The 25780-nt window shown below is 72.0% G+C and carries 20 protein-coding genes and 1 tRNA gene; 2 read left to right on the forward strand and 19 right to left on the reverse strand.

The genetic code is table 11. The features are described 5' to 3' along the window. Positions 1-56 precede the first annotated feature (56 nt). From ACRVYW_RS02920 to ACRVYW_RS02940, 5 genes are all read right to left on the reverse strand, one after another. Complete coding sequence (locus tag ACRVYW_RS02920) at positions 57-2777, reverse strand: cation-translocating P-type ATPase (protein WP_431801495.1); 2721 nt, start codon at positions 2775-2777, stop codon at positions 57-59. A gap of 136 nt (positions 2778-2913) precedes the next feature. Next, positions 2914-3939 (reverse strand): ribose-phosphate diphosphokinase, encoded by a 1026-nt coding sequence (locus ACRVYW_RS02925; RefSeq protein ID WP_431801497.1) that lies wholly within the window; start codon positions 3937-3939, stop codon positions 2914-2916. After that, complete coding sequence (gene glmU / locus ACRVYW_RS02930) at positions 3920-5425, reverse strand: bifunctional UDP-N-acetylglucosamine diphosphorylase/glucosamine-1-phosphate N-acetyltransferase GlmU (protein WP_431801499.1); 1506 nt, start codon at positions 5423-5425, stop codon at positions 3920-3922. The genes ACRVYW_RS02925 and glmU overlap by 20 nt, the downstream gene beginning before the upstream one ends. Position 5426: 1 nt before the next feature. After that, positions 5427-5498 (reverse strand) — tRNA-Gln (locus tag ACRVYW_RS02935). 86 nt (positions 5499-5584) lie between these two features. Then, on the reverse strand, positions 5585-7360 hold the full coding sequence (locus ACRVYW_RS02940; protein ID WP_431801501.1) for an oleate hydratase: 1776 nt from the start codon (positions 7358-7360) through the stop codon (positions 5585-5587). Between the two features lie 192 nt (positions 7361-7552). On the opposite strand from ACRVYW_RS02940, the gene ACRVYW_RS02945 reads away from it, so the two are divergent. Further along, complete coding sequence (locus ACRVYW_RS02945) at positions 7553-8050, forward strand: MarR family winged helix-turn-helix transcriptional regulator (RefSeq protein WP_431801503.1); 498 nt, start codon at positions 7553-7555, stop codon at positions 8048-8050. Between the two features lie 27 nt (positions 8051-8077). On the opposite strand, the gene ACRVYW_RS02950 is transcribed toward ACRVYW_RS02945, so the two are convergent. The 4 genes from ACRVYW_RS02950 to ACRVYW_RS02965 all read right to left on the reverse strand — a co-directional run bounded on the left by ACRVYW_RS02950 (position 8078) and on the right by ACRVYW_RS02965 (position 13497). After that, the gene (locus ACRVYW_RS02950) at positions 8078-9910 is read right to left on the reverse strand and encodes an ABC-F family ATP-binding cassette domain-containing protein (RefSeq protein WP_431801505.1); all 1833 of its coding nucleotides are present in this window, start codon (positions 9908-9910) and stop codon (positions 8078-8080) included. 181 nt (positions 9911-10091) lie between these two features. After that, positions 10092-11441, reverse strand: a complete 1350-nt coding sequence (locus tag ACRVYW_RS02955; protein WP_431801507.1) for a GNAT family N-acetyltransferase — start codon at positions 11439-11441, stop codon at positions 10092-10094. 41 nt (positions 11442-11482) lie between these two features. Continuing rightward, positions 11483-12427: a 4-(cytidine 5'-diphospho)-2-C-methyl-D-erythritol kinase gene (locus tag ACRVYW_RS02960; RefSeq protein WP_431801509.1), complete on the reverse strand. Its 945-nt coding sequence runs from the start codon at positions 12425-12427 to the stop codon at positions 11483-11485. Continuing rightward, positions 12424-13497 (reverse strand): aldo/keto reductase, encoded by a 1074-nt coding sequence (locus ACRVYW_RS02965; protein WP_431801511.1) that lies wholly within the window; start codon positions 13495-13497, stop codon positions 12424-12426. Before ACRVYW_RS02965 ends, ACRVYW_RS02960 begins: the two co-directional genes overlap by 4 nt. A 141-nt stretch (positions 13498-13638) precedes the next feature. On the opposite strand from ACRVYW_RS02965, the gene ACRVYW_RS02970 reads away from it, so the two are divergent. Next, positions 13639-15282, forward strand: coding sequence for a stealth family protein (locus tag ACRVYW_RS02970; protein WP_431801513.1), 1644 nt, complete (start codon positions 13639-13641; stop codon positions 15280-15282). Here the strand turns inward: ACRVYW_RS02970 and ACRVYW_RS02975 are convergent. The 10 genes from ACRVYW_RS02975 to hemE form a co-directional block, all read right to left on the reverse strand. Continuing rightward, positions 15239-16147: a phosphodiesterase gene (locus ACRVYW_RS02975; protein WP_431801515.1), complete on the reverse strand. Its 909-nt coding sequence runs from the start codon at positions 16145-16147 to the stop codon at positions 15239-15241. The genes ACRVYW_RS02970 and ACRVYW_RS02975 overlap by 44 nt on opposite strands. A gap of 84 nt (positions 16148-16231) precedes the next feature. Next, a complete protein-coding gene (gene rsmA / locus ACRVYW_RS02980) occupies positions 16232-17089 on the reverse strand; it encodes a 16S rRNA (adenine(1518)-N(6)/adenine(1519)-N(6))-dimethyltransferase RsmA (protein ID WP_431801517.1) in 858 nt (285 codons plus the stop codon). A 28-nt stretch (positions 17090-17117) separates the two neighbouring features. Next, on the reverse strand, positions 17118-18419 hold the full coding sequence (gene hemL / locus ACRVYW_RS02985; protein WP_431801519.1) for a glutamate-1-semialdehyde 2,1-aminomutase: 1302 nt from the start codon (positions 18417-18419) through the stop codon (positions 17118-17120). Continuing rightward, a complete protein-coding gene (gene hemB / locus ACRVYW_RS02990; RefSeq protein ID WP_431801521.1) occupies positions 18416-19411 on the reverse strand; it encodes a porphobilinogen synthase in 996 nt (331 codons plus the stop codon). Before hemB ends, hemL begins: the two co-directional genes overlap by 4 nt. Continuing rightward, the gene (locus ACRVYW_RS02995; RefSeq protein ID WP_431801523.1) at positions 19408-20328 is read right to left on the reverse strand and encodes a uroporphyrinogen-III synthase; all 921 of its coding nucleotides are present in this window, start codon (positions 20326-20328) and stop codon (positions 19408-19410) included. The genes hemB and ACRVYW_RS02995 overlap by 4 nt, the downstream gene beginning before the upstream one ends. After that, complete coding sequence (hemC, locus tag ACRVYW_RS03000) at positions 20325-21281, reverse strand: hydroxymethylbilane synthase (RefSeq protein ID WP_431801525.1); 957 nt, start codon at positions 21279-21281, stop codon at positions 20325-20327. The genes ACRVYW_RS02995 and hemC overlap by 4 nt, the downstream gene beginning before the upstream one ends. Further along, positions 21278-22525 carry a ferrochelatase gene (locus tag ACRVYW_RS03005; RefSeq protein ID WP_431801527.1) on the reverse strand — a complete coding sequence of 416 codons (1248 nt, stop codon included), beginning with the start codon at positions 22523-22525 and terminating at the stop codon, positions 21278-21280. The genes hemC and ACRVYW_RS03005 overlap by 4 nt, the downstream gene beginning before the upstream one ends. Beyond that, entirely contained in the window at positions 22525-23214 is a 690-nt protein-coding gene (gene hemQ, locus ACRVYW_RS03010) for a hydrogen peroxide-dependent heme synthase (protein WP_431801529.1), read from the reverse strand. The genes ACRVYW_RS03005 and hemQ overlap by 1 nt, the downstream gene beginning before the upstream one ends. Positions 23215-23224: 10 nt before the next feature. Continuing rightward, complete coding sequence (locus ACRVYW_RS03015; RefSeq protein ID WP_431801531.1) at positions 23225-24673, reverse strand: protoporphyrinogen/coproporphyrinogen oxidase; 1449 nt, start codon at positions 24671-24673, stop codon at positions 23225-23227. Continuing rightward, positions 24670-25752 carry a uroporphyrinogen decarboxylase gene (hemE, locus tag ACRVYW_RS03020; protein ID WP_431801766.1) on the reverse strand — a complete coding sequence of 361 codons (1083 nt, stop codon included), beginning with the start codon at positions 25750-25752 and terminating at the stop codon, positions 24670-24672. The genes ACRVYW_RS03015 and hemE overlap by 4 nt, the downstream gene beginning before the upstream one ends. Positions 25753-25780: the final 28 nt, after the last annotated feature.

Raw genomic sequence — 25780 nt, forward strand, 5'->3', positions numbered from 1 at the left:
GGGCGGGGGCGTGCTTCCACGCTAACGGCGCGGCGCGGGCGGAGGATCAGTCGCGCCTATGCGTTTGCATAGAGCCGCGCGTTCGCGTGCTCATCGCCGCGCCGCCGGAACGCCTTCAGCACCTCGACCGCCAGGAAGATCCCGACCGACATCGCGAGGGGAATCAACCACTCGCGAACCCCCAGCGGCTCCGAGCCGAACAGCACGTTCATGAACGGCACGTAGGTGTAGATCACCTGCAGGACGACGAGCGCGCCCGCGGACCACCAGATCGCGGGGTTGCCCCGGAAGACGTCGAGCGTCAGGCTGGACCGCATCAGGAACCGGCAGTTGAACAGATACGCGAGCTGCCCGAGCGCGAGCATCAGCACCGCCTCGGTGCGTGCCACGCCGAGGTCGGTGCCGTTCGCGAGCGAGATCCCGAAGACCGCAAGGGTCGCCCCGCCGATCAGCAGAGACACGAGGAGCACGAAGACGAGTTCGCGCCCGGAGATGATCGACCCGCCCGCACCTCGCGGCGGACGCGACATGATGCCCTTCTCGGCCGGTTCGTACGCGAGGGCGAGCGAGAGGGTGACCGCCGTCACCATGTTGACCCACAGCACCTGGACGGGCGTGAGCGGCAGCGTCAGCCCGAAGACGACGGCGATGAGGATCACGAGCGACTGCGCGCCGTTGGTCGGAAGGAGGAACACGACCGACTTCCGCAGGTTGTCGTAGATGCGCCGCCCCTCACGGATGGCGCTGCGGATCGTCGCGAAGTTGTCGTCGGCGAGGACGATCTCGGCGGCCTCCTTCGTCGCTTCGGTGCCCTTGATGCCCATCGCGATGCCGACGTCGGCCCGCGTGAGTGCGGGCGCGTCGTTGACGCCGTCGCCGGTCATGGCGACGACCTCGTCGTGCGACTGCAGCGCGCGGACGATGCGGATCTTGTGCTCGGGGCTCGTGCGCGCGTAGACGTCGACGTCCTGCACGACCTTCGCGAGCTCATCTTGGCTGAGTGCTTCGAGTTCGGCGCCGGTGAGCACCGCGGCGTGCTCGGGATCGTCGATGATCCCCATCTCCTGGCTGATCGCGACGGCGGTCCCGGCGTGATCCCCCGTGATCATCTTCACGCGGATGCCGGCGGCGTGGCAGTCGGCGATCGCCTCGATCGCCTCGGGGCGGGGCGGGTCGAGGATGCCCCAGAGCCCGAGGAACTCGAGGTCCTCGAGGTCGTCCATCTGGACGTCGTCCGCCTTCGTGGGCTTCCGCGCCGCGGCGAGGACGCGGAGCCCCTGCGCGCTGAGGTCGTCGATCGCGGCCTCCCAAAATGGGATGTCGAGGGGTTCCGAGCCGCCCTCGCCGCGCTGCGTGAGCGAGCGCTCGAGCAGACGGTCGGGAGCGCCCTTCACGAGGATCGCGCGGGATCCGTCAGGCGCCTCGTTGAGGGTCGCCATGAACTTGTTGGCCGAGTCGAACGGCACGACGCCGAGGCGCTTCGTGTCGGCATCCGACGCTCCGCCCTTCATCGCGACGACCTTCAGCGCCCCCTCCGTGGGCTCACCGACCAGCGCCCAGCCCACGCCGCCGTCGGGCCCGGTGACCCGATCGAGCTGCGCGTCGTTGCACAGGTCGGCGACAGCGAGGAGCGCTGTGAGATCGCGCCCTCCCGCGGGAGTGATCTCACCCTCGGGGTCGTACCCGAGCCCGGAGACCTCGTACCGAGCCAGGGGGGTGACCATGGAGCGCACGGTCATCTCGTTCTTGGTGAGCGTTCCCGTCTTGTCGGAGCAGACCGTCGTGACCGAGCCGAGAGCCTCGACGGCAGGGAGCTTGCGGGTGATGGCCTTGCGCTTGGCCATCTGCTGCACGCCGATCGCGAGGGTGATCGTCACGAGCGCGGGAAGCCCCTCGGGAATCGCCGCGACGGCGAAACCGATCGTGGCCGAGATGAGCTCGGCGAACGGCATGTCGTGGAGGTACCGCCCGATGAGCATCATGATGCCGGCCATCCCGAGGATGACGAGGGTCAGCACCTTGCCGAACGCGTCGAGCTGCTTCGTCAGCGGCGTCGCGAGGCTTCCCGCCTCGCCCACGAGCGCCTGGATCTTGCCGATCTCCGTGTGTGCACCGGTGCCGGTGACGACCCCGCGCCCCTGTCCCGCCGACACGATGGTCCCCGAGAACGCCATCGAGGCGCGGTCGCCGACCCCGGCATCCTCCGGCACGGCGTTCGTCTGCTTCGACGCCGGAACCGACTCCCCGGTGAGGGCGGCCTCGTCGATCCGCAGCTGCACCGCGGCGGTGAGCCGGAGGTCGGCGGGGACCTTGTCGCCGGGCATGAGGCGCACGATGTCGCCGGGGACGAGATCGCGCGCCGCGATCGTCGTCCACGATCCGTCGCGGCGCACGGTCGCGTCGGCGGAGAGCATGCCGCGGATGCCGGCGAGCGCCTTCTCGGCACGACCCTCCTGCACGTAGCCGATGACGGCATTGATGATCGCGACGGCCATGATGACCCAGAAGTCGAGCCAGTCGCCCATGACCGCCTTGATGACGGCGGCGGCCAGCAGGATGTAGATCAGCGTGTCGTTGAAGTGGCTGAGGAAGCGGACGATCGCGGGGCTGCGCTTCGGCTCCGGCAGCAGGTTCGGTCCCGCGATCTCGAGCCGCTCGGCGGCCTCGGTGCGGCTCAGACCGTTCTCTCCCGTGCGAAGCCCTCGTTCGACCTCCTCGGACTCGAGCGCGTACGGGCGCGCGACGGTCAGCTCGGCGTCGACGAGAGATGCGGCCATGCCGCGATCCTAAGCCCGCGCGCATCGCCGTTTCGACTCGGCGCTGCGCGGCGCGCGCAACGCTCGGAGAAGTCGCACCTCACGGTCGTCGAACGAGCGGAGCGCGTCGACACACCGCAACCGCTTCGGACGCGCCTCAGGCTTCGCCGTTGAACATGCTCGTGACCGAGCCGTCCTCGAAGACTTCCTTGATCGCGCGGGCGAGGAGCGGCGCGATCGGGAGGATCGTCAGGCCCGGGAACCGCTTCTCGGGCGAAAGCGGCAGCGTGTCGGTGACGACGACCTCGTCGATCGAGCCGTCCTGGAGACGCTCGACGGCGGGGTCGCTGAAGACCGCGTGCGTCGCCGCGACGATGACCCGTTCGGCACCGTGAGCCTTGAGCGCCTGCGCCGCCTTCACGATCGTGCCGCCGGTGTCGATCATGTCGTCGACCAGCAGGCAGACGCGCCCCTCGACGTTGCCGACGATGTCGTTGACGGTGACCTGATTGGCCACGTTCGGGTCACGGCGCTTGTGGATGATCGCGAGCGGGGCGCTCAGCGAGTCGGACCACTGGTCGGCGACGCGCACGCGCCCCGTGTCGGGCGAGACGACCGTGAGCTTCGCGCGGTCTTCGGCGCTCAGGGTCTCCTGGAAGTACTCCAGCAGCACGGGCTTGGCGAAGAGGTGGTCGACGGGGCCGTCGAAGAAGCCCTGGATCTGGGCGGCGTGGAGGTCGACGCTCATGATGCGGTCGGCGCCGGCGGTCTTGAACAGGTCGGCGACCAGGCGTGCGCTGATCGGCTCGCGGCCTCGGCCCTTCTTGTCCTGACGCGAGTACGGGTAGTACGGCGCGACGACGGTGATGCGCTTGGCCGATGCGCGCTTGGCGGCATCCAGCATGATGAGCAGCTCCATCATCCACTCGTTCACCGGCGGCCCGAACGACTGGATCAGGAAGATATCGCAACCGCGCACCGACACCTCGAACCGGGTGAGGATCTCACCGGACGCGAACGTGCGGTGCTCGGTCGGGACGAGCGCCGTGTCGAGCTGCTCGGCGACGGCCTGGGCGAGTTCGGGGTGCGAACTCCCCGCTGCGACGACGAGCCGCTTCTTGGTCTTGACGACGAGCCCGGGGGCGATGTCGTCACGCTGGGGCTCAGGCTTCTTCTTGCCCATCGACCGCTTCCTGTGCGGACCGGGCGCGTGCCGCGGCATCCGCCGCCGCCGTTCCCGGTCGATGATTCTCCACCCAGCCCTCGACGTTGCGCTGGGGGGCGACGCTCAGAGCGAGCGCACCGGCGGGCACGTCCTTGCGGATGACCGCGCCGGCGCCCGTTTTGGCGCCGTCTCCGATCCTAACGGGCGCGACGAACACGTTGTGCGAGCCGGAGTGCACCTCGTCGCCGATCTCGGTGCGGTGCTTGGCGATGTCGTCGTAGTTCGCGGTGATCGCGCCGGCGCCGAGGTTGACGCCCCGACCGATCGTCGTGTCGCCGATGTAGGAGAGGTGCGGCACCTTGCTGCCCTCGCCGATCGTGGAGTTCTTCGTCTCCACGAACGTGCCGATCTTGCCCTTCGCGGCGAGGACCGTGCCGGGCCGGAGGTACGCGAACGGCCCCACGTTCGCACCGGCCCCGATGACGGCGAGGGTCGCGTCGGTGCGACGGACGGTCGCCCCCTCCCCCACCTCGCAGTCCTCGAGGGTCGTGTCGGGGCCGATGATCGCGCCGGAGCCGACGACCGTCGCGCGCAGGATGTGCGAGTTGGGGAGGACGGTGACGTCGGGCGCGAGCTCGGCGGTCACATCGATCCACGTCGTCGCGGGGTCTTGGATCGTCGCCCCCGCGAGCTGCCAGCGGCGCACGGTGCGGGCGTTCAGGAGCCGCCCCGCCTCCGCGAGCTGCGCGCGGTCGTTGACCCCGAGGGTGAGCGACACGTCGGTGACGACGGATGCCGCGACCGGCAGCCCCTCGCTCCGCGCAAGACCGACGACGTCGGTGAGGTACTTCTCGCCCTGCGCGTTGTCGGTGCCGACGCGCGCGAGGTAGGCGCGCAGCGGCGCGCCCTGGAAGACGTAGACCCCGGCGTTGATCTCGGTGACGGCGGCCTCGGCCGCCGAGGCATCCTTCTGCTCGACGATGCGCTCGACCGCGCCGTCGACGCCGCGGATGACGCGCCCGTAGCCGCTCGGATCGTCGACGATCGCGCTCAGTAGAGTAATCGCCGCGTGCGAGGCGCGATGGTCGCGGACGAGCGAGATGAGCGTGTCGGCGTCGAGGAGCGGCACGTCGCCCGAGAGCACGAGGACGTCGCCGTCGAAGCCGCGCCCGTCGGAGCCGGGGAGCGCCGCCAGAGCCACCTCGACGGCGCGACCGGTCCCCGGCACCTCGTCCTGGTCGACGACGACGACGCGGTCGGAGATGCCGGTGACCGCCTCCGCGACCTGGTCGCGCTCGTGGCGCACCACCACGACGACGTGGCCGGGCGCGAGATCGCGCGCGGTGTCGAGGACATGCCCGACGAGCGGGCGGCCGCCGATGCGGTGCAGCACCTTCGGCAGCGCCGAGCGCATACGGGTGCCCTGACCGGCCGCGAGGATCACGATGGCCAGCGATTCGTCGAGTCGGTCTGCGATCGGCTCTGATGCGGTGGTGTTCGTCATGCTCCGCCGCCAGGATTCGAACCTAGTCCTCACAGCTCCAAAGGCTGTCGTGCTGCCGTTACACCACGGCGGAACGCCCGCACGCGGGCTCTCCCAGTCTGCCATCGACCGGGCCGAGCCCGCGCACGGGCGTGCGTGTTCGTGTCGCGGGACGGAGCCTCAGACGAGGTTCGCGGCCTGCAGGATCTCCTCGAGGTAGGTGTCCTTCACCTTGTGGAGGGCGGCCTTGCCGATCTGGCGTTCCATGAACGGCAGCTTCAGCTCGCTGAGCTTCTTGCGGTCGTTCAGGTAGTACAGCGCGCTGAGGAGCACGCGCACGTCGAACGACGAGGCGAAGACCTCGGGCACGCCGCGGTCGACGTTCGCCAGCTGGTACACCGCCTCCATCGCCGTCCGCACCGAGTACTCGGTCGTGAAGACCGTGTCGACGGGGACTTCCGCAAAGTTCCCGAGGAACGCGAGATTCTTCGACCCCTCGGGGACGACCTCGGGGCGGTCGCCGAGCGCGCGCGGCATGAAGTACGACGTGATGTACGGCATGTTGCAGGGCACCGTCGACGCCGAGTTGTGCGCGAGGTCGTCGATCTCGTCGACCGGGACGCCCAGGTGGTAGAGGAACTCCGCGCACAGCTCCGCGCCCGTGCACTCGCGGATCGTCTTCTTGACGTAGTCGCCCGGCTTGTCGCTGAAGAGGCCGTACAGCCAGACGACGAGCTCCTTCTGCGGGTCCTGCACCTTGAAGTGGGGCTGGCGGCTCATCGAGAAGCCGTAGAGCCACGCCGAGTCGGCGAAGCTGATGGGCCCGCCCGAGACGATCTTGCCGTCGCGCGGGTCGCGCCCCGTGAGCTTCTGGATGTACGGCGCGATCTTGTCGTCGGTGAGGGTCACCGTCGCCGAGATGGTCCAGTTGGCGTCGGGGATGTTCTCGCAGAACTTCTCCGGCTTGCCGAACGCGCTGTCCTGAGCGGCGAGGGCCTTCCAGAGCTTCCACGAGCTGCCGTTGTCCTTCTCGACCGGCGCCGGAGTGTCGTTGTCGCCGTACGTGCTCGACTCGGTGATCGAGCCGTTCGTGGAGAACACCCAGTCGTCCTCGGTCAGCTCGACCGTCTCGTCCTCGCCGTCACGGGTCAGCTCGAGGCGTGTGGCGACCTTCGCGCCGTTCGTCACGTCGACGACGATGTTCTTCACCTCTGCGTTGTAGACGAACGTGACGCCGTGCTTCTTCAAGTTCTCCACGAGCGGGAGGATGAGCGACTCGTACTGGTTGTACTGCGTGAAGCGGAGCGAGGTGAGGTCGGCCAGTGTGGAGATGTGGTGCACGAAGCGCAGGATGTACCGGCGCATCTCCATCGCGCTCGCCCAGGGCTCGAAGGCGAACATCGTCGCCCAGTAGAGCCAGAAGTTCGACTGGAAGAACTCCTCGCCGAAGACCTCGTCGATCCGCTTGTCCTGGAGGTCCACCTCACGCGTGAGTGCGAGATCGATGAGCTCCTTCACGGCCTGCGGGGTGAGGCTGAGGTCCTTCTGGTTCGGGATGCGCTGACCTTGGTGGTCCGTGGCGCGGTTGGGGTTGGAGCTCGGGTTGATCTTGTGGATGTGGTACATGTCGTCGAGCACCGACTGCCCCTCGTTCTCGAGGGAGGGCACCGACCGGAACAGGTCCCACAGCGTCTCGAAGTGGGCCTCCATCTCACGGCCGCCGCGGACGATGAATCCCTTGTGCTCGTCGAGGATGCCGTCCATGCTCCCGCCGGGAAGGGCCAGCTCCTCGTAGATCGTGATGCGGTCACCCGCCATGCCCGCGTCCCGGATGAGGAACGTCGCGCCGGCGAGGCCGGCAAGGCCCGACCCGACGAAGAACGCGCGCTTGTTCTCGAGCCCCTCGGGCTTGAGCGGCGTGGCATACGCCTCGAAATTGCCGTTGCTCCGGTACATCCACTTCTCCTGACTCGTTGAATGGATGCGACGTCGCGAGGCCGCGTGTCCGAACACCCGTCCCGATCCGGGCGCCGCACGTGTCACGTCAGGGACGGCCTCGTGCGGGGTCAATGGGGTCGCCTGTGCCCTTCCGATGCGGTGAATCTGTGCTCGCTCGGTGCTCCGCGCGCCGCCCGCGATAATGGTGCGATGGCCACCGAGCACGACGAAGTCGACCGCATCGTCGATGCGTGGATGTCGCAGCGACCCGATCTCGACTTCTCGCCGCTCGAGGTGCTCTCGCGCGTCGACCGGCTCTCGCGGCACCTCGACCGCGCGCGTCGCGAGGCGTTCCGTCGCAGCGACCTCGAACCCTGGGAGTGGGACGTCCTGTCGGCCCTCCGCCGCGCGGGCGAGCCCTACCAGCTGAGCCCCAAGCAGCTCCTCCAGCAGACGCTCGTCTCGAGCGGCACGATGACCAACCGCATCGACCGGCTCGTCGGGCGCCGACTCGTGCGCCGCGAGTCCGACCCCGCCGACGGGCGGAGCGTGCTGGTGACGCTGACCGAGGACGGCCGCACCCGCGTGGACGCGGCCATCACGCGGCTCGTGGACGCCGAGGCGGAGCTTCTCGGCATCCTCTCGCGCGGTGACCGCGAACGCCTCGCCGCGCTGCTGCGCAAGCTCAGCCTCAGCTTCGACACCTGACCCACGCGTGTCGGCGTGCGAGAGCGCTCAGCCGATCTCCTCGGTGAGGGCGAACCACCGCTCCTCGAGCGTCGCGATCTCGGCATCCAGCTCGCCGATCGCCCGCATCTTGTCACCGAGGCCGACGTAGTCGGACTGGTCGTGCTCGGCGAGCGCGGTGCGCGCGGCATCCGCCTGCGCCGTGAGCTTCTCGATCCGTCGTTCGGCGGCCTGCAGCTCCTTCTGCGCGGCGCGCAGCTCGGCGCCCGAGAGCGTCGGCGTCGCCGCCTCCGCGGCAGCGGGTGCGGCGGATGCCGGAGAAGCGTGCGCACCGGCATCCGCCTGCGCCCGCTGCGCCGCGCGCAGCCGCAGGTACTCGTCGATCCCTCCCGGCAGATGCCGGAGGTGTCCTGCGCCGTCCGCGCCGGCGAGCACGGCGTACTGCTGGTCGGTGACGCGCTCGAGGAAGTACCGGTCGTGGCTCACCACGAGGAGCGTTCCCGCCCACGAGTCGAGCAGGTCCTCGATCGCGGCGAGCATGTCGGTGTCGAGATCGTTGGTCGGCTCGTCGAGGATCAGGACGTTCGGCTGGTCGAGCAGGATGAGGAGCAGCTGCAGGCGCCGCTGCTGACCACCGGAGAGGTCCTTGACGGGCGTCGACAGCTGCGCCGAGCTGAACCCCATGCGCTCGAGGAGTTGCCCCGGGGTGAGCTCGGTCGCCTTCGACCCCGCTCCGATCGTGTAGCTCGTGCGCAGACGCGAGATGACGACGCGCACCGGCTCGTCGAGGTGCTCGTCGAGTTCGTCCATCCGCTGTGTGAGGGTCGCGACCTTCACGGTCTTGCCGCGCTTGACGCGCCCGCTCGTCGGCTCGACGGTGCCGGCGACGAGGCCGAGGAGCGTCGACTTGCCCGCCCCGTTGACGCCCAGGATGCCGGTGCGCTCGCCCGGCGCGACGCGCCATTCCACGTCTCGCAGCACGTCGTGGCCGTCGTACGAGACCCCCGCCTCGAGAAGGTCGACGACGTCCTTGCCGAGCCGGGAGACGGCGAGGGACTGCAGCGAGACCCGGTCGCGGATCTCGGGGACGTCGGCGATCAGCTCGTTCGCCGCATCGATCCGGAACTTCGGCTTCGACGTGCGGGCGGGCGCGCCGCGGCGGAGCCACGCGAGCTCCTTCCGGGCGAGGTTCTGCCGGCGCTGCTCGATCGCGGCGGCCTGCCGGTCGCGCTCGACGCGCTGCAGGATGTACGCGGCGTATCCGCCCTCGAAAGGCTCGACGATGCGGTCGTGGACCTCCCACGTCGTCGTCGAGATCTCGTCGAGGAACCAGCGGTCGTGCGTCACGACGAGCAGGGCGCCGGTGTTGCGCGACCAGCGGGTCTTGAGGTGTTCGGCGAGCCACGCGATGGCTTCGACGTCGAGGTGGTTGGTCGGCTCGTCGAGGGCGAGGACGTCCCAGTCGCCGCTGAGCACGCGCGCGAGGGCGACCCGGCGGCGCTGCCCTCCCGAGAGCGTGCCCAGCGCGGCATCCCACGGCAGGTCGGAGACGAGGCCGGCGATCACCTCTCGCGTCCGCGCGTCGCCCGCCCATTCGTGCTCGGGCGTGTCGCCGACGATCGCGTGCCCGACCGTCTCGTCGTCGGGCAGCGTGTCGGCCTGGTCGAGCACCCCGACCCGGACGCCGCCGCGGACGGTGACCCGCCCGGCATCCGGCTCCAGGCGCCCCGCGAGCATCGCGAGCAGGCTCGACTTGCCGTCGCCGTTGCGCCCCACGATACCGATGCGGTCGCCCTCGTCGACGCCGAGCGAGACGCCGTCGAAGACGACCTTGGTGGGATATTCGAGATGGAGGCTCTCGCCGCCGAGGAGGTGTGCCATGTCCCTCCCAGGCTACGCGAGGCGGCGGGGCGGCATCCCGCGGGAACCGTTCCGAACCCGCGGGAACCATTCCGAGACCCGCGGGAACCGTTCCGAAAGCAGGGCCGACGCGTCTCGGCGGCGCGCGAACGGACGACACAGCGCGATCGGCCCTGCTTTCGGAGCGACCGCGCGGGTGGACTCAGTACCAGAAGCTCAATCGCGGGGCCGCGGTGGTCTGGAACAGGCGCGCGATGCGGTCGGCATCCTCCGTCTCGAGGCGGCCGGCGCGCGCGAGGGTCACGGCCGACACTCCCCCGACCAGCAGCGCGGAGAGATCCGCGACGCCGAGCCGCACGAGCGGGATGCCGAGAGGCGGTTCGTCGACGAGGTCGACGGATGCCTCGCCGCTCTCGTCGACGAGCAGCACGAACGTTCCCGCGGCGAGATCGAGCGGATCGGTCACCTCGAACGCGACACTGTCGGCGACGTCGTAGCGGCGGGCGCCGAGCGCCGCGGGGACGTCGAGGATCCGGAGGTACTGGTGATCGCGCACCGAGATCGACGCGGCGCGCTGATCGGCGATCATCCACCAGAGCGGTTCGTCGACGGCGAGTTCCGACGCGCGCACCGTGCCGATGAGGTCGAGCTGCAGCAGGAACCGCCAGAGCCCGGCGTACGCCTCGTCGGTCGCGGCGAGGAGGTAGGCGAGGTCGAGCGTGGATGCCGCGAAGTCGTGCTCACCCTCTCTGACCCGGTACACCGCAAGCCCGTCGACCTCACCGGATGCCCCGTCGGTCGACACCGAGCGGTACTGCACGACGCGCAGCTCGTCGCTCTTCTTCGCATCGGCGCGCGTGCCGAAGAAGCGGTCCTCGTGGCCCGGCGGGAGCGCGATCTCGCCCGGTGTCGACAGTCGCACGCGGTCGTGGAGCGCGCGGGTCAGGTCGCGGCCCGCCTCGCGGGTAATGAAGTCGACGCGCCCGGGCGCGACCGGCCCCACCCACCCGGCGCGGCGTGTGTCGATCTCCCATCGGGTCGCGTGCGCGGCGGGAGCGAACCCGAAACGCCCGTAGATCGTCGACTCGCTGACCGTCAGCGCGGCGATCGGCACGTCGAACTCGGCCGCGATGCGCAGCTCGCCGGCCATGACCTCGCGCAGGATGCCGCGCCGCCGGTGCGTCGGAGCCACCGTGACCGCCGAGATCGCGCACGCCGGCAGCGTGCCGCCGGGCACGGTGAGCTCCGTGATCCACGACGCGAAGCTCGCGACCGGGGTGTCGGCGAGGACGCCGGCGGCGTCGTAGACGCCGATCTTCCGGCGGTACCCGCCGCCGGTCGCGAGGATCTCGCGCTGCGCGTCGCTCGGCTCGGCGTCGAGGAACCCGCGGGCGACGGCGTCGAGCCAGCGGTCGGTCTGCGTGCGGTCGGCGTCGTCGACGCGGGCGACCGCGAGGCCTCCCGCGGCCAGCGCGTCGTGCATCTCGCCGTCGATCGGCGCATCGTGGTGACGGGCGGCGAGGTCGGCAGTTGTATCGGTCAGATCGGTCATGGAGCTTCCGTTCGTGGGTGTGGGCGTGGGCGGAAAGCCCGTCAGGGCGCGACGATGCGCGCGCCCTGCACGGGGCCGTGCGCCGCGAAAGCGGTGAGTCGCCGGCTCGCGGCCGCATCGGCGAGGCGGCGCGCGTCATCGGCATCCGCCGCCAGCAGCGCGACCGTGGGGCCCGAGCCCGACACGACGCTCGCGAGGGCGCCGACCGCGCGACCCTCGGCGAGCAGGTCGCCGAGGCCGGGACGGAGCGAGAGCGCCGCTCGCTCGAGATCGTTGTGGATGGCGCCGGCGAGCGCCGTGACGTCGCCGCCCCGGAGCGCCTGGAGGACGCCCGGGTCGATGCGCGGCACGCCGTAGTCGGGCGTGATGTCGGGAAGGCTCCGCAGGCGGTCGAGCTCGCCGTACACGGCGGGCGTCGAGAGCCCCTCGTCGCTCGTCACGAGCACCCAGTCGAAGCGGCCGCGCGCGAGAGCGGGCGCGAGTTCGTCGCCGCGCCCCGTGCCGATCGCGGTGCCCCCGAGGACGGCGAAGGGCACGTCGGCGCCGAGCTGGGCGGCGAGCCCCTGCAGTTCGAGCGGGCTCAGGTGCCCCTCGAGCAGTTCGTTGACGGCGACGAGCGCGGCGGCGGCATCCGCCGACCCGCCGCCCATGCCGCCCGCCACCGGCACGCCCTTGCGGACGTCGAGGTGGATGCCGCCGTCCCACCCCAGACGCCCCGCGACGAGCCGCGCCGCACGCACCGCGAGGTTCGATTCGTCCAGCGGCACGCCCGACACATCCACGTCGCCCGTGACGGCGATCGTGTACTCCGCGGACGCCTCGGCCCAGACATCCTCGTAGAGCGACACCGCCTGGTAGACCGAAGCCACCGGGTGGTAGCCGTCGTCGCCGACGCCGCCGACCTCGAAGAAGACGTTGATCTTGCCGGGGGCGCGGGCGTGCACGCGGCGGTGGAGCGCGCCGCCGCCGCGCGGGTCGCCGCTCACGCGGTCGCCGATCCGGCCCAGAGGTCCACGTCGATCGCGTCGGCGACCTGATCGATCTGCTCGAGCTCGTCGATCGTGAACGCCGGGCCTTCGAGCGCCGCGAGATTCTCGTCGAGCTGCTCGGGACGCGACGCACCCACGAGCGCCGAGGCGACGACGGGCTCCCGCAGTACCCACTGGATCGCCATCTGCGCGAGCGACTGGCCCCGCTCTTTTGCGATGACGTCGAGACTCCGGAGGGCAGCGAGGGCGCTGTCGCTGAGTCGTCCGCCGGGAAGCGAGGAGCGCTGCTGCGCACGCTCGGCCGTCCCGTCGCCGAGGTACTTGTCGGTGAGGAGGCCCTGCGCGAGCGGCGTGAACGCGATTGCGCCCATGCCCTCCTCTTCGAGCGCGCCCGTGAGCCCGTCTTCGACCCAGCGGTTGAGGATCGAGTACGCGGGCTGGTGGATGACGAGGGGCGTGCCGAGTGCGCGCGCGATCGCCTTCGCCTCGACCGTGCGCTCGGCCGAGTACGACGAGATGCCGACGTAGAGCGCCTTACCCTGGCGCACGAGCGTGTCGAGCGCGCCGATCGTCTCCTCGAGCGGGGTGACCGGGTCGAAGCGGTGCGAGTAGAAGATGTCGACGTAATCGACGCCCATCCGCTGCAGGGACTGCTCGGCGCTCGCGATCAGATACTTGCGGGAGCCGAACGTGCCGTAGGGGCCGGGCCACATGTCCCAGCCGGCCTTCGACGAGATGATCAGCTCGTCGCGGTACGGCGCGAAGTCCTCGCGCATCATGCGCCCGAAGTTCGTCTCGGCCGAGCCGTACGGCGGTCCGTAATTGTTGGCGAGGTCGAAGTGGGTGACGCCCCGGTCGAACGCGTGCCGCAGGAGCGCACGCTGGTCGTCGAACGGGATGTTGTCGCCGAAGTTCCACCACAGTCCGAGCGAGATCGGCGGCAGATACAGGCCGCTCGTGCCGACCTGTCGGAACTGCGCACCGTCGTAGCGGTCGGCCGCCGCGGTGTACGGGCGGTGGATGTCGCCCCCGCGCGAGGGCGGGAAGCGGTCTTCGGTGTCGGTCACCCGTTCAGGCTATCGAGCGGGCGCCCGGCGCGGGCGGGTGTCGCCCGCGCCGAGCCGGCGCCGCCCCGAAACAGTCCCGAAACGACCGCGGCCTAGCGTGACACCATCCGGCACCCCCGCCGGTGCGAACGGAGGACCGTGATGACCGAGCTGACAGCGCTGCCGGCCGAACGTCACCGCTGGGAGAACCTGCTCTCCCGCCCCGACATCGAAGTGCACGACGGGACGGTGCGCCTGCTCGATCAGGCCACGCCCGCCGAGGCGCAGCGCGCCGACCTGCTGATGATCGCCGAGGCGCTCGAGACCGCCGGCATCCCCGTGCTGCTCATCCGCCACGGGGTGCGCGACCTCGCGCTCGTCGTCGACGCGGCACGACGCGCCGACGCGTACGCGGCCCTGCGCCGCTGCGGCGCCGACGAACCCCTGTACGTCAAACCGCGCGGAGGCACGGCGCACCTGGCTGTCGATCTCGACGACACGCGCACGGATGCCATCCGCACGAATGCCGGAGCCGAGGCGATCCGCGTCTACCGCCCGCGCCGGGCGGGATCGCTCACCTTCGGCGCCGCGCAGGCGGTGCGGCTGGAGTTCTGGCGGACGGAGGACGGCGTCGTCCACGCTCCGCGCGCGAACGCCCTGACCCGGCGGGTCTTCGTCGCCGCCGACGTCGAGCACGTGACGGTGGAGCGGGAAGGCCGGGCGTGGACGACGCTCCGCGGCATGTTCGACCTGCAGCCCGACGAGATCGACTTCCCCATCGACATGGTCTTCTCGTGGGTCGACGGCTCCTCCAGCGAGTTCCAGCGTCAGCGCGCCGCGCAGATGGCAGAGTACGTCGTCGGCGAGGGCGATGACGGACCTGCGCGCTTCCGCCACGTCGACGAGCTGCGCTACGCCCTGCGGAGTGTGCACCTCTACGCCCCGTGGGTGCGGCGGATCTTCATCGCGACCGACTCGCCCGCCCCCGCGTGGCTCCGCGACGACCCGAAGGTGACGATCGTGCGCAGCGAGGAGTTCTTCGCCGACCCGAGCGTCCTCCCGACGCACAACTCGCACGCCGTCGAGGCGCAGCTGCATCGCATCGAGGGTCTCGCCGAGCACTTCCTCTACTCGAACGACGACATGTTCTTCGCCCGCCCCGTGGGCCCGGAGCTCTTCTTCACGGCCGCCGGCGTCTCGAAATTCGTCGAATGCCCGGTCCGCATCGGCACCGGCCCCTCCCTCGCGCACCGCTCCGGTCACGACAACGCGCTGCGGGTCAACCGTGCGCTGCTCGAGGATCGGTTCGGGCGCGTCATCCTCCGCGACCTGGAGCACTGCGCCGCGCCGCTGCGCCGCTCGGTAATGCGCGAGCTCGAAGACGCGTTCCCCGCCGACATCGCGCGCACTGCGGCATCCCGCTTCCGGAGTGCGACCGACGTGTCGGTCACGAACAGCCTGTACCACTATTTCGCGCTCATGACCGGCCGCGCGATCGCGACGACCGTGCCGCGCGTGCGGTACGTGCAGACGACGATGGCCGCATCTCTCGGCGAGATGCAGCGCCTCGAACGGCAGGGCGACGTCGACATGTTCTGCCTCAACGACGGAGGGGCGCAGGAGCTGCCCGAGCAGCTGCGGGTGCAGACGCTCCGCGCGACGCTCGAGCGCATGTTCCCGATCCCCGCCCCGTGGGAGCGGGCGACCGGACGCTCGGCGCACCCGGCTGGGCGGGCCGCGGAGAAGACCGGTGCGGCCGCGGTCAGTGCAGCGCGGGGTGGCGGCGAGGCTCCCGCGCCACGCTGACGCCCTCGATCCCGGCATCGTGCAGGCGTGCCTGCGCGGCGTCCGGGTCGGTGTACTCCATGACGCGGGGCGCGTCGATCGGCACGACCGAATGGACGACGGTGTCATCGAAGACGTGCACGAGGTTGAACGCCTGCGCGCCGTCCTGCGGACGCGTGCCGCCCACGGGCACCGTGAGGTCTTGCGCGTAGCAGGTGGACGAGGCGACCGAGACGGGGATGCCGGCGAACGTCGCGAACGTCGAGTAGTGCAGGTGGCCCGCAATGATCGCGCGCACATCGGTGCCGCGGACGACGCCCTCGAGCAGACGCTGATCGCGCAGCTCCACGGATGCCGCGAGGGCGAGCACACTCGGCACCGGCGGGTGGTGCATCGCGAGGATCGTGCCGAGCGGAGCCGGGGTCGCGAGGACATCCCGCAGCCACGCGCGCTGGGCTTCGGTGACCTCACCGTGATGGGCGCCCGGAACGGAGGTGTCGAGCGTCACGATGCGCAGGCCGTCGAACTCGTCGACGCGATCGATCGGGCGGAGGTCTCCCGACCCGTCGTCCCAGAGCTCGGCGCGGAACGCGGCGCGTTCGTCGTGGTTGCCCATGACCCAGACGACCGGCGCGTCGAGCCGCTCGGCGAAGGGCTCGACCATGCCGCGCAGGCGCGCGTAGGCCTCGGCCTCACCGAGGTCGACGAGGTCGCCCGTGAAGACGATCGCGTCGGGGCGGACGCCGGAGGCCTCGATCGCGGCGAGCGCGGCGGCGAGGTGCTCCTCGCCGGAGACTTCGCCCCAGATGCGGGAATGGGCGCGCAGATGCGTGTCGCTGAGATGCAGGAGCACGCGTTCGGGCGCGGGGTGCTCGGGAGAGCGCATACCGATATGTTACCGGGATGTTTCATGAGCCTGGGAAACGCGGCGTGTCGCGGGGCTGAACAGTCTCGATACACCGCCGCTGAGTCAGCCGGCGGCGCGGGCGATGCGGACGAAGTCCTCGACGCCGAGCTGCTCGCCGCGCGCGGTCGGGTCGACTCCGGCATCCTCGAGCACGGCCGACGCCGACGCCGCCGAGCCGCCGAGCGCCGGCGCGAGGGCCTGGCGCAACATCTTGCGGCGCTGCCCGAACGCGGCGTCGACGAGCGCGAAGGTCCGCCGGCGGAGGTCTTCGTCGCCGCGCGACGCGTCACCCTCCGCGGCATCCCGCTCGAAGGCGACGAGCACGCTGTCGACGTTCGGCACCGGCCAGAACACCTGGCGCGAGACGGTTCCCGCGAGCCGCCACGGTCCGTACCACGCCGCCTTCACGCTCGGCGAGCCGTAGACCTTCGAGCCGGGCGGGGCGGCGAGGCGCTCCCCCACCTCGGCCTGCACCATCACGACGCCGCGCTCGATGTGCGGGAAGGTCTCCATGAAGTGCAGCAGCACCGGGACGCTCACGTTGTACGGCAGGTTCGCGACCAAGACGTTCGGGTCGCCGGGAAGGTCGGTGATGCGCAGGGCGTCGGCATCCACCACCATCAGCGCGCCGTCCGGAACGCCGTGCGCCGCCGCCGTGACGGGAAGGCGCTCAGCGAGGCGATGATCGATCTCGACCGCCGTCACCTGCGCGCCGGTCTCGAGGATCGCGAGGGTGAGCGACCCGAGACCGGGCCCGACCTCCACGACGCGATCGGATGCCGTGACTCCCGCGACCTGCACGATCTTGCGGACGGTGTTCGCGTCGACGACGAAGTTCTGGCCCAGCTTCTTGGTGGGGGTGACGTCGAGGTCGGCGGCGAGGGCGCGGATCTCCGACGCCCCGAGCAGGGTCACGGGCATGGCACCAGCCTACGGCGCGGTGACGAGGTCAACCGGCGGCGCGGGCGGCGGCGGGGAGCGCCTCGACGATGCGCCCGAGCACCTCGTCGTCGTGCGCGGCGGTGACGAACCAGGCCTCGAACGCCGACGGGGGCAAGGAGACGCCGGCATCCAGCATCGCGTGGAAGAAGCGGCCGTAGGCGGCGCTGTCCTGCCGCTGCGCGGTCGCGTAGTCGGGCACGCCCTCGACGACCTCGGCGCCGAAGAAGACGCTGAACAGCGTCCCGGCGTGCTGGACGACGTGCGGGACCCCGGCCTCATCGAGGGCCGTGCCGACGGCATCCGACAGCACGTCCGACGCGTGGGTCAGGCGCGCGTAGACGTCCGCGTCGGCGAGGCGCAGAGTCGCGAGGCCCGCGGCGACGGCGACGGGGTTCCCGCTGAGGGTGCCCGCCTGGTAGACCGGCCCGGTCGGGGCGAGGAGGTCCATGATCTCGGCGCGACCGCCGACAGCGGCGACGGGGAGACCGCCGCCGATGACCTTGCCGAAGGTCACGAGGTCGGGCAGGGCGTCCTCCCCCGCCGCAGCGAGGATCTCGGCGTATCCGCCCGGGGCCGCCCGGAATCCGGTGAGCACTTCGTCGCTGATGAGAAGCGCGCCCTCGCGGCGGGTGAGGTCGCGGACGAAGGCCGTGAAGCCGGATGCCGGAGCCACGACGCCCATGTTCGCGGCGGCGGCTTCGGTGATGACGGCAGCGATGCGGCCCGGGTGGGCGGCGAAGACCGCGGCGAGCGCGTCGGGGTCGTTGTAGGGCACGACGAGGGTCTGCGCGGCGATCGGCTCGGGAACGCCGGCCGACCCCGGGAGCGCGTAGGTCGCGAGCCCCGAGCCTGCCGCGGCGAGGAGCCCGTCGGAGTGCCCGTGGTAGTGCCCGGCGAACTTCACGAGGAGGTCTCGGCCCGTTGCGCCGCGCGCGAGGCGGATCGCGGTCATCGTCGCCTCGGTGCCGGTCGAGACGAGTCGCGCCTTCTCGACGGCGGGCACGCGCCGGACGATCTCCTCGACGAGCTCCGCCTCGGCGGGGGTCGGGGCGCCGAACGAGAGCCCGCGGGCGGCGGCCTCGGTCACGGCGGCGACCACCTCGGGGTGCGCGTGTCCGAGGAGCGCGGGGCCCCAGCTCGCGACGAGGTCGATGTAACGGCGGCCCTCGGCATCCGTCACCTCCGCCCCCGCAGCACTCGTGAGGAACCGGGGCGTGCCGCCGACCGACCCGTAGGCGCGGACGGGCGAGTCGACGCCGCCGGGGATCACGGCCTGGGCGCGGGCGAACAGTGCGTCGTTGGTGGTCATGCGAGCACCTTCCCCTCATCGAGCCAGCCCGCGACCTCGAGTGCCCAGTACGTGAGGATCGCCTCGGCGCCCGCACGGCGGATGCCGACGAGGCTCTCGCCGATCGCGCGCTCGCGGTCGATGAGCCCGGCCGCGGCAGCGTGCTCGATGAGCGCGTACTCCCCCGACACCTGGTACGCCCAGACGGGCACGTCGGAGACGGAGGCGACCTCGGCGAGGACGTCGAGGTAGGGGCCGGCGGGCTTGACCATGACGATGTCGGCACCCTCGTCGATGTCGGCGAGGACCTCCTGCACGCCCTCGCGCCCGTTCGCGGGGTCGAGCTGGTACGTGCGGCGGTCGCCCTGCAGGGTCGACTCGACGGCGTCGCGGAACGGACCGTAGAAGGCCGACGCGTACTTCGCCGAGTACGCGAGGATCACGACGTCGCTGTAGCCCGCGGCATCCAGTGCCGCGCGGCACGCGGCGACCTGGCCGTCCATCATGCCCGACAGGCCCAGGATGTCGGCGCCGGCCCCGGCCTGCGCGAGCGCCATCTGCGCGTAGATCTCGAGGGTCGCGTCGTTGTCGACCGATCCGTCGGCGGCGAGGACACCGCAGTGCCCGTGGTCGGTGAACTCGTCGAGGCAGAGGTCGGCCTGCACCGTGATCCTCCCGGCGGCGGCGTCGGCGGCCACCGCGATGGCGCGGTTCAGGATGCCGCCGGGGTCGGTCGCCCCGCTGCCGGTCGCGTCGCGGACGGCGGGGACGCCGAACAGCATGATGCCCCCGATTCCGACGGCCACGGCCTTCTCGACGAGCCCGGGGAGGGCGCCCAGCGGGTGCTGGTCGACCCCGGGCATGCTCGCGATCGGCTGCGCCGCGTCGATCCCCTCTTTGACGAAGACGGGGAGGACGAGGCGGCGGGCGGTGAGGTCGTTCTCGGCGACGAGGCGGCGGAGCGTCGGGCTCTGGCGCAGGCGTCGCAGGCGGCGGGTGGGGAAGGCGGTCATGACGATGCTTCCTGGTCGGGGCGGGAGTCGGAGGGCGTCTCCGACGTGTGTGGGGAGGGCCGGTGCGGGGAAGACGCGTACGGATGGCGCGGCGAGGCGGTCGGTGCCGCGTCGAGCTCGGCGAGCAGCGCGTCGACGCTCTGGGTGCGGGCGGTGTGCGCGACGGTGTAGCCGATGCGCTCGGCGTCGCGCGTCGTGCCCGGCCCGATCGAGGCTACCCGCACGGAGGCGGGGAGGGGGCCGGCCTGGCGGCGGAGCTCGCGTGCGACGCTGAGGGAGGTGAGGAGGACGACATCGATCTCGCCGCCCGTCAGGTCGTGCAGGACCTCGGGGGCGAGGTCGACGCCGAGGGTGCGGTAGCCGATGCAGACGTCGACCGCGAAGCCGCGCAGGGCGAGCTCATCGCTGAGGACCGCGGCGCCGAGGTCGGAACGGATGACGAGCGTGCGTCCGGTGTCGGTCGGCGTGCGCCTCGCGCTCCCCTGCCCGCCCAGCCACTGCGCGGCAAGAGCTGCCGCCGACGATTCGCCGGTCGGGACGAAGGCGACCTCCGCGCCCGTCGCCGCGACGGCGCGCGCGGTCGCGGCTCCCACGGCGGCGATGCGGGTCGTCGGCGGGATCGTGACGCCCTGGAGGACGAGCTGCTCGACGGTCGCCGCGCTCGTGACGAACACCCACGCGTACTCCCCCGCGGCGAGCGCCGCGAAGTACCGGTCGCGCGCAGCTTCATCGCGCGGGGGCGCCGAGGTGATGAGCGGCGCCACGATCGGCTCGGCACCGCGGCGGGCGACCTCGGCGGCGACGCGCGTCCCCCACGTGCCGCCGCGCGGGATCAGCACGCGCGCGCCGCGGAGGGCGCCACCCGCCGCCGCGCCGGGGGCCGCCGACGCCGGGGTTCCGTCGATCGAGGCCGTCACCGGCCGCTCCCGACGAGGTCGGCGAGCTCTCCCGCCCCGCGGCCGAGGAGTTCCGCGACGACCTCCGCGGCGGCATCCTCGCGCCCACCGTCAGCGGCGACCGCCGCACGCGGCAGAGACCGTTCGACGCGGACGCTCCGCGCTCCGTCGAGCGCGTAGACCTCGGCGACGAGCGTGACGGCGTCGGCGTCGGATGCGTCGGCGTCGAGGCGCGCCGCGATGCCGACGGGGGCTGCGCAGCCGGCCTCGAGGCGGCGCAGGACGGCACGCTCGAGGAGCGCGGTGATCTCGGCATCCGCATCGCTGATCGCGGCGAGGTCGGCGGCGAACGGGTCATCGCTGCGCACTTCGACGGCGAGCGCCCCCTGGCCGGCGGAGGTCGGCCAGCGGCTCGCGTCGAAGACGTCGGTGATGCGATCGGTGCGCCCGATGCGGGTGAGTCCCGCCTCGGCGAGGACGACGGCGTCGTACTCGCCGTCGTCGACCTTCCGCAGGCGGGTGTCGACGTTGCCGCGGATGCCGCGGACGTCGAGGTCGGGCCGCGCGCTCAGCAGCTGCGCCACGCGCCGCGGCGAGCCGCTGCCGACGACGGCGCCATGCGGGAGCGCGTCGAGGGTCAGCCCATCGCGCGCGCACAGGGCGTCGCGCACCGGGGCGCGCGGAGGCACCGCGCCGATCGCGAGCCCCGGCACCGCGGCCGTCGGGAGGTCCTTCATCGAGTGCACGACGAGGTCGCATTCACCCCGCAGCAGCGCGTCGCGGAGCGCCGCGACGAAAACGCCGGTGCCGCCGAGCTGCGCGAGCGGCCCCGTCAGCACGTCGCCGTCGGTCATGATGCGGACGAGCTCGACCTCGCGCCCGGTCGCGGCGCGCAGTGCGTCAGCGACCGTACCCGACTGCGTCGTGGCGAGCAGGCTCGCCCGGGTGCCGAGCCGGAGCGCGGGAAGCGTCATCGTCCCGCCCCGGCGAGCGCCGGCTGGAAGCCCAGGCGCTTGTTCTCGCAGCACCCGGGGCGGCAGACGTCGTACCAGGGCCCCAGGTCGGTCGCGCGCGGGCGGTCTTCGGGCGCGGTTCCGGCGAGGCGTTCCTCAACGAGGTCGACGAGGCCCGCAACATAGCTCGGGTGGACGCCCGGCGTGGGGGTGCGGATCGCCCGGAGTCCGAGCTCCTCGGCGGTCTCCATCGCCTCCGTGTCGAGGTCCCAGAGCACCTCCATGTGGTCGCTCACGAACCCGAGCGGCACGATGACGACGGCGCGGCGGCCGGCGGCTGGGAGCTCCGCCATGGCGTCGTTGATGTCGGGCTCGAGCCACGGCACCTGCGGCGGGCCGGAGCGGCTCTGGAAGACGAGCTGCCACGGGATGCCTGTCTCCAACTGGGCCGTGCCCAACTGCTGCAGGATCGCCTCGGCGACCGCGACGTGCTGCGCGACGTACGCCCCGCCGGGGCCGAAGCCCTCGTGGCCGTCGCCGGCGGGAGGGCCGGAGCGGTCGGCATCCGCGTACGGGATCGAGTGCGTCGAGAACAGCACCTCGATCTCGTCGTCGCCGAAGCCGTCCGCCCGAAGCGTCGCGAGAGCATCGGCGAGCCCCTCGGCGAACGGGGCGACGAAGCCGGGGTGGTCGAAGAACTGGCCGACCTTGTCGATCTCGACCTCGCCGCCCAGGCCCGTCGCTTCGACGGCGTCGGCGAGGTCTTCGCGGTACTGGCGGCACGACGAGTACGACGAGTACGCACTCGTCGCGAGCGCGAGCAGGCGCCGGTTGCCGTCGGCGACGGCGGCGTCGAGCGCGTCGGAGACGTACGGCATCCAGTTGCGGTTGCCCCAGTAGATCGGCAGGTCGAGACCCCGCGCGGCGAGCTCCGCCTCGAGAGCGGCCTTGAGCGTCCGGTTCTGGTCGTTGATGGGCGAGACGCCGCCGAAGTGCCGATAGTGGTGCGCGACCTCTTCGAGGCGCTCGTCGGGGATGCCGCGGCCGTTCGTGACGTTCCGGAGGAACGGGATGACGTCGTCCTGTCCCTCGGGGCCGCCGAAGCCGAGGAGGAGGATTCCCTCGTAGGCGACGGGCTCGGTCGCGAAGGGCGCGCCGGCGCACGTCGCCGCGGTCGCGGCGGGGACGACGCAGCCGTCGGCGACGGGGGGCACGGCGCTCGCGCGCGGGGGCTTCGGACGGAACCCGATGTTCTGCGCGGCCATCAGTCCAGCACCTCCGCGAGCTCGGAGAGCTCGATGCGCCGCCCCGTGTAGAACGGCACCTCCTCGCGCACGTGGCGGCGCGCGCCCGTCGCGCGGAGGTCGCGCATCATGTCGACGAGGTGGATGGGGTCGTCGGATTCGAGCGGCAGCAGCCATTCGTAGTCGCTGAGGCCGAAGGTCGAGACGGTGTTGGCGACGACTTCGGTGAAGCGCGCGCCCTTGCGGCCGTGCTCGGCGAGCATGCCGGCGCGCTCGTCGTCGGGCAGGAGGTACCACTCGTAGCTCCGGACGAATGGGTACAGGCACAGCCAGCCGCGCGCGTGCTCGCCGCGGAGGTAGCCGGGCACGTGGCGCTTGTTGAACTCGGCTTCGCGGTGCACGCCCATCGCGCTCCACACGTTGTCGTACGCGGCGAGGACGCGCGTGCGCCGAAGCGAGCGGAGCGCCGCCTGCAGCGAGGCCGGGTCGTCGGCGGAGCCGGGCGACGTGTGGAGCCAGATCATGAGGTCGGCTTCGGCGCGCATGCCGGTGACGTCGTAGAGACCGCGGAGGGTGACGCCGGTGCCGGCGAGCGCGTCGACGGCATCCTGGACCTCGGCGATCGCCGCCTCATCGGGCGTCGACGTGCGCGGGCGAGGCCCGGCCAGGACGGCGAACAGGGTGTAGCCGAGCGGGGTGGTGTCGGTCATGCGGGGCTCCTCAGTTGTGCTGTGGAAGGGGGGCAGTGGACGAGAGCTGTGCGGACAGCCGCGCGGCGACGGCGCGGGCGTGCGGGATGACGGAGGCGAGGCCCGTGCCCGCCGCGGCGGCGCCGACCTGGTGCACGCCCTCCGGGAGCGTGTTGGGTCCGGCGGGGGCGGCGACGGCATCCGGCCAGTCCTGCACCGCGATCTCGACGACGTCGGCCGCGGTGAGGGGGATGCCGGTGAGCAGGGCGACCTCGCGGGCGATGTCGGCGGCGGTCTCGAGGCCGGGGGCCGCGGTGTCACGTGCCGACAGACGCACGAGGTGACGGTGGGCGGGTGCGTATTCTCCCGCCCAGGGCCACTTGGCGGTGACGTGCGTGAGGGCCTTCGCGGCGGTATCGAGAGCCGGGTCGACGATGACCCCGGAGCCGACCGGGAACGCGTCGAGGCCGGGGTGGTCGATCGCGGCGGCGACGACGCGGACGCCCGCGGCGGGCGAAGGTGCGGATTCCGGGGCGCCGTTATGCGGGTCGTCCGCGGCGGCACCCGCAGATCGGCGCCCGGGAACCGGGGCCGCCCCCGCGAGAAGCCGCGCGGCCTCGGCGGGCGAGGCCGCGACGACGACCCGCCCGGCGCGGAAGGTCCCGGCATCCGTCGTCAGGGTGAAGCCCGTGTCGGCATCACCCTGGATGCCGTCGACGCGCACGCCGGTGCGGATCTCGGCGCCGTGCGCGCGCGCCGCCTCGGCGAGCGCGACCGGCAGGCGCCACATGCCGCCGACGATCCCGCCGACGGCGGCGCCCGCGCGGGTGTTCTGGGCGATGTCGCCGGCGGCATCGGTCAGGTATCCGCGCGAGAGGGCCGCGGCCCACAGGCCCGGGTGGAGTTCCGACAGGCGCGCCGCCGCCGCGGGGCGCGAGTAGACGCTCCGGCACAGCGTGTCGACGAGACGGCCCGCGACCGAGGCGCCGAGGCGCTCGGTGACGAGGTCGGCGAGCGAGGATTCGGCGTCCGCGAGCGCGGCGGCATCGAGCGGCGGGAGGTCGCGTTCCGCCGCGGCGCGTGCGGCACCCTCGGTGCCGATCAGCGCGACGACGTCGTCCGCGAGCGGGTCGGCGGGGATGCCGAGGACGGTGCGCCGCGGGAGCGGCGCACGGACGGGTCCGTCCGGGGTCGCGACGACGAGGTGTGCGCCGCCGGGTCGCGGGGAGGTCGTCTCGAGGACGAGGTCGGCGTCGGCGAGGAGGGCGGAGACGGCATCCGTGCGGGTCGCGAACGACTCGGCACCGAGGTCGAGAGCGAGACCCCCCAGCGTGCCGCGACGGAGGAGTCCGCCGACGCGATCGGATGCCTCGAGCACGGTCACATCCGCGCCGGCGCGGGCGAGGTCGTGCGCGACGACGAGACCGGCGATCCCCGCGCCCACGACGACGACATTCGCCGCCAGGTCGACGTCGCTCACGGCATCCGCCACTCGTGCACCTGTCGGACGACGTCGGTGAGGACGTCGGGGTCGGTGTCCATCGGCACGCCGTGGCCGAGGTTGAAGACGTGCGCGCGGGCGGCCGTGCCGGCCCGGAGGACGGCGTCGACGCCGGCGCGGCGCGCGCCGTCGGGGGCGAACAGGAGGGCGGGGTCGAGGTTCCCCTGCAGCGTCAGGTCCTCCGCGATGCGGGCGCGGGCGACGTCGAGCGGCACCCGGTAGTCGACGCCGAGCGCGTCGACGCCGATGGATGCCATGTCGGCGAGGATCTCTCCGGTGCCGACGCCGAAGTGGATGAGGGGCACATCCGCCACCCCGGAGACAGAGGGAACCCCCGCGATCTCGAGAGCGCGCACCGGTTCGAAGGCCGCAGCGGAGGCGGGGAGGACGGCGCGGCGATAGTCCTCGGGGTTCACGGCTCCCGCCCACGAATCGAAGAGCTGGCCGGCGCTCGCGCCCGCGCGCACCTGCAGCGCGAGGAAGCGCCCGGTCACCTCCGCGAGCCACGCGACGAGGTCCGACCAGGCGGCGGGGTCGGAGTGGATGAGGCTCCGCGCGCCGAGGTGGTCCTTCGACGGGCCGCCCTCGACGAGGTACGCGGCGAGCGTGAACGGCGCTCCGGCGAACCCGATGAGCGGCAGCGCCTCGCCGCGGCGCTCGCCCTCTTCGGCGAGCATCTCGGTCGTCCGCGCGACGGCGGCAGCGACCTGCTCGCCGCGCTCGTCGACGAGCGCCGGGTCGATGCGGACGAGGTCGGCGATCTGCGCCGCGGTGCGGACGGGCTCGGAGAACACCGGACCGCGGCCGGCGACGATCTCGACACCGAGACCCACGAGCTTCAGCGGCACGACGATGTCGCTGAAGAACACCGCGGCATCCACCTGGTGGCGCCGCACCGGCTGCAGCGTAATCTCGCTCGCCATCGCGGGGTCGAGGCACGCCTCGAGCATCGTGCCGCCCGTCGCGCGGAGCGCGCGGTACTCGGGCAGCGACCGCCCGGCCTGGCGCATGAACCACACCGGCGTCACCTCGGGACGGTCGCCGCGCAGCGCCCGAATGAGGCGCGAAGAGGCGGTGCCGTGCTGG

Origin of the sequence: Microbacterium sp. bgisy203 (assembly GCF_965345155.1) — a bacterium.
Lineage (GTDB): Bacteria > Actinomycetota > Actinomycetes > Actinomycetales > Microbacteriaceae > Microbacterium.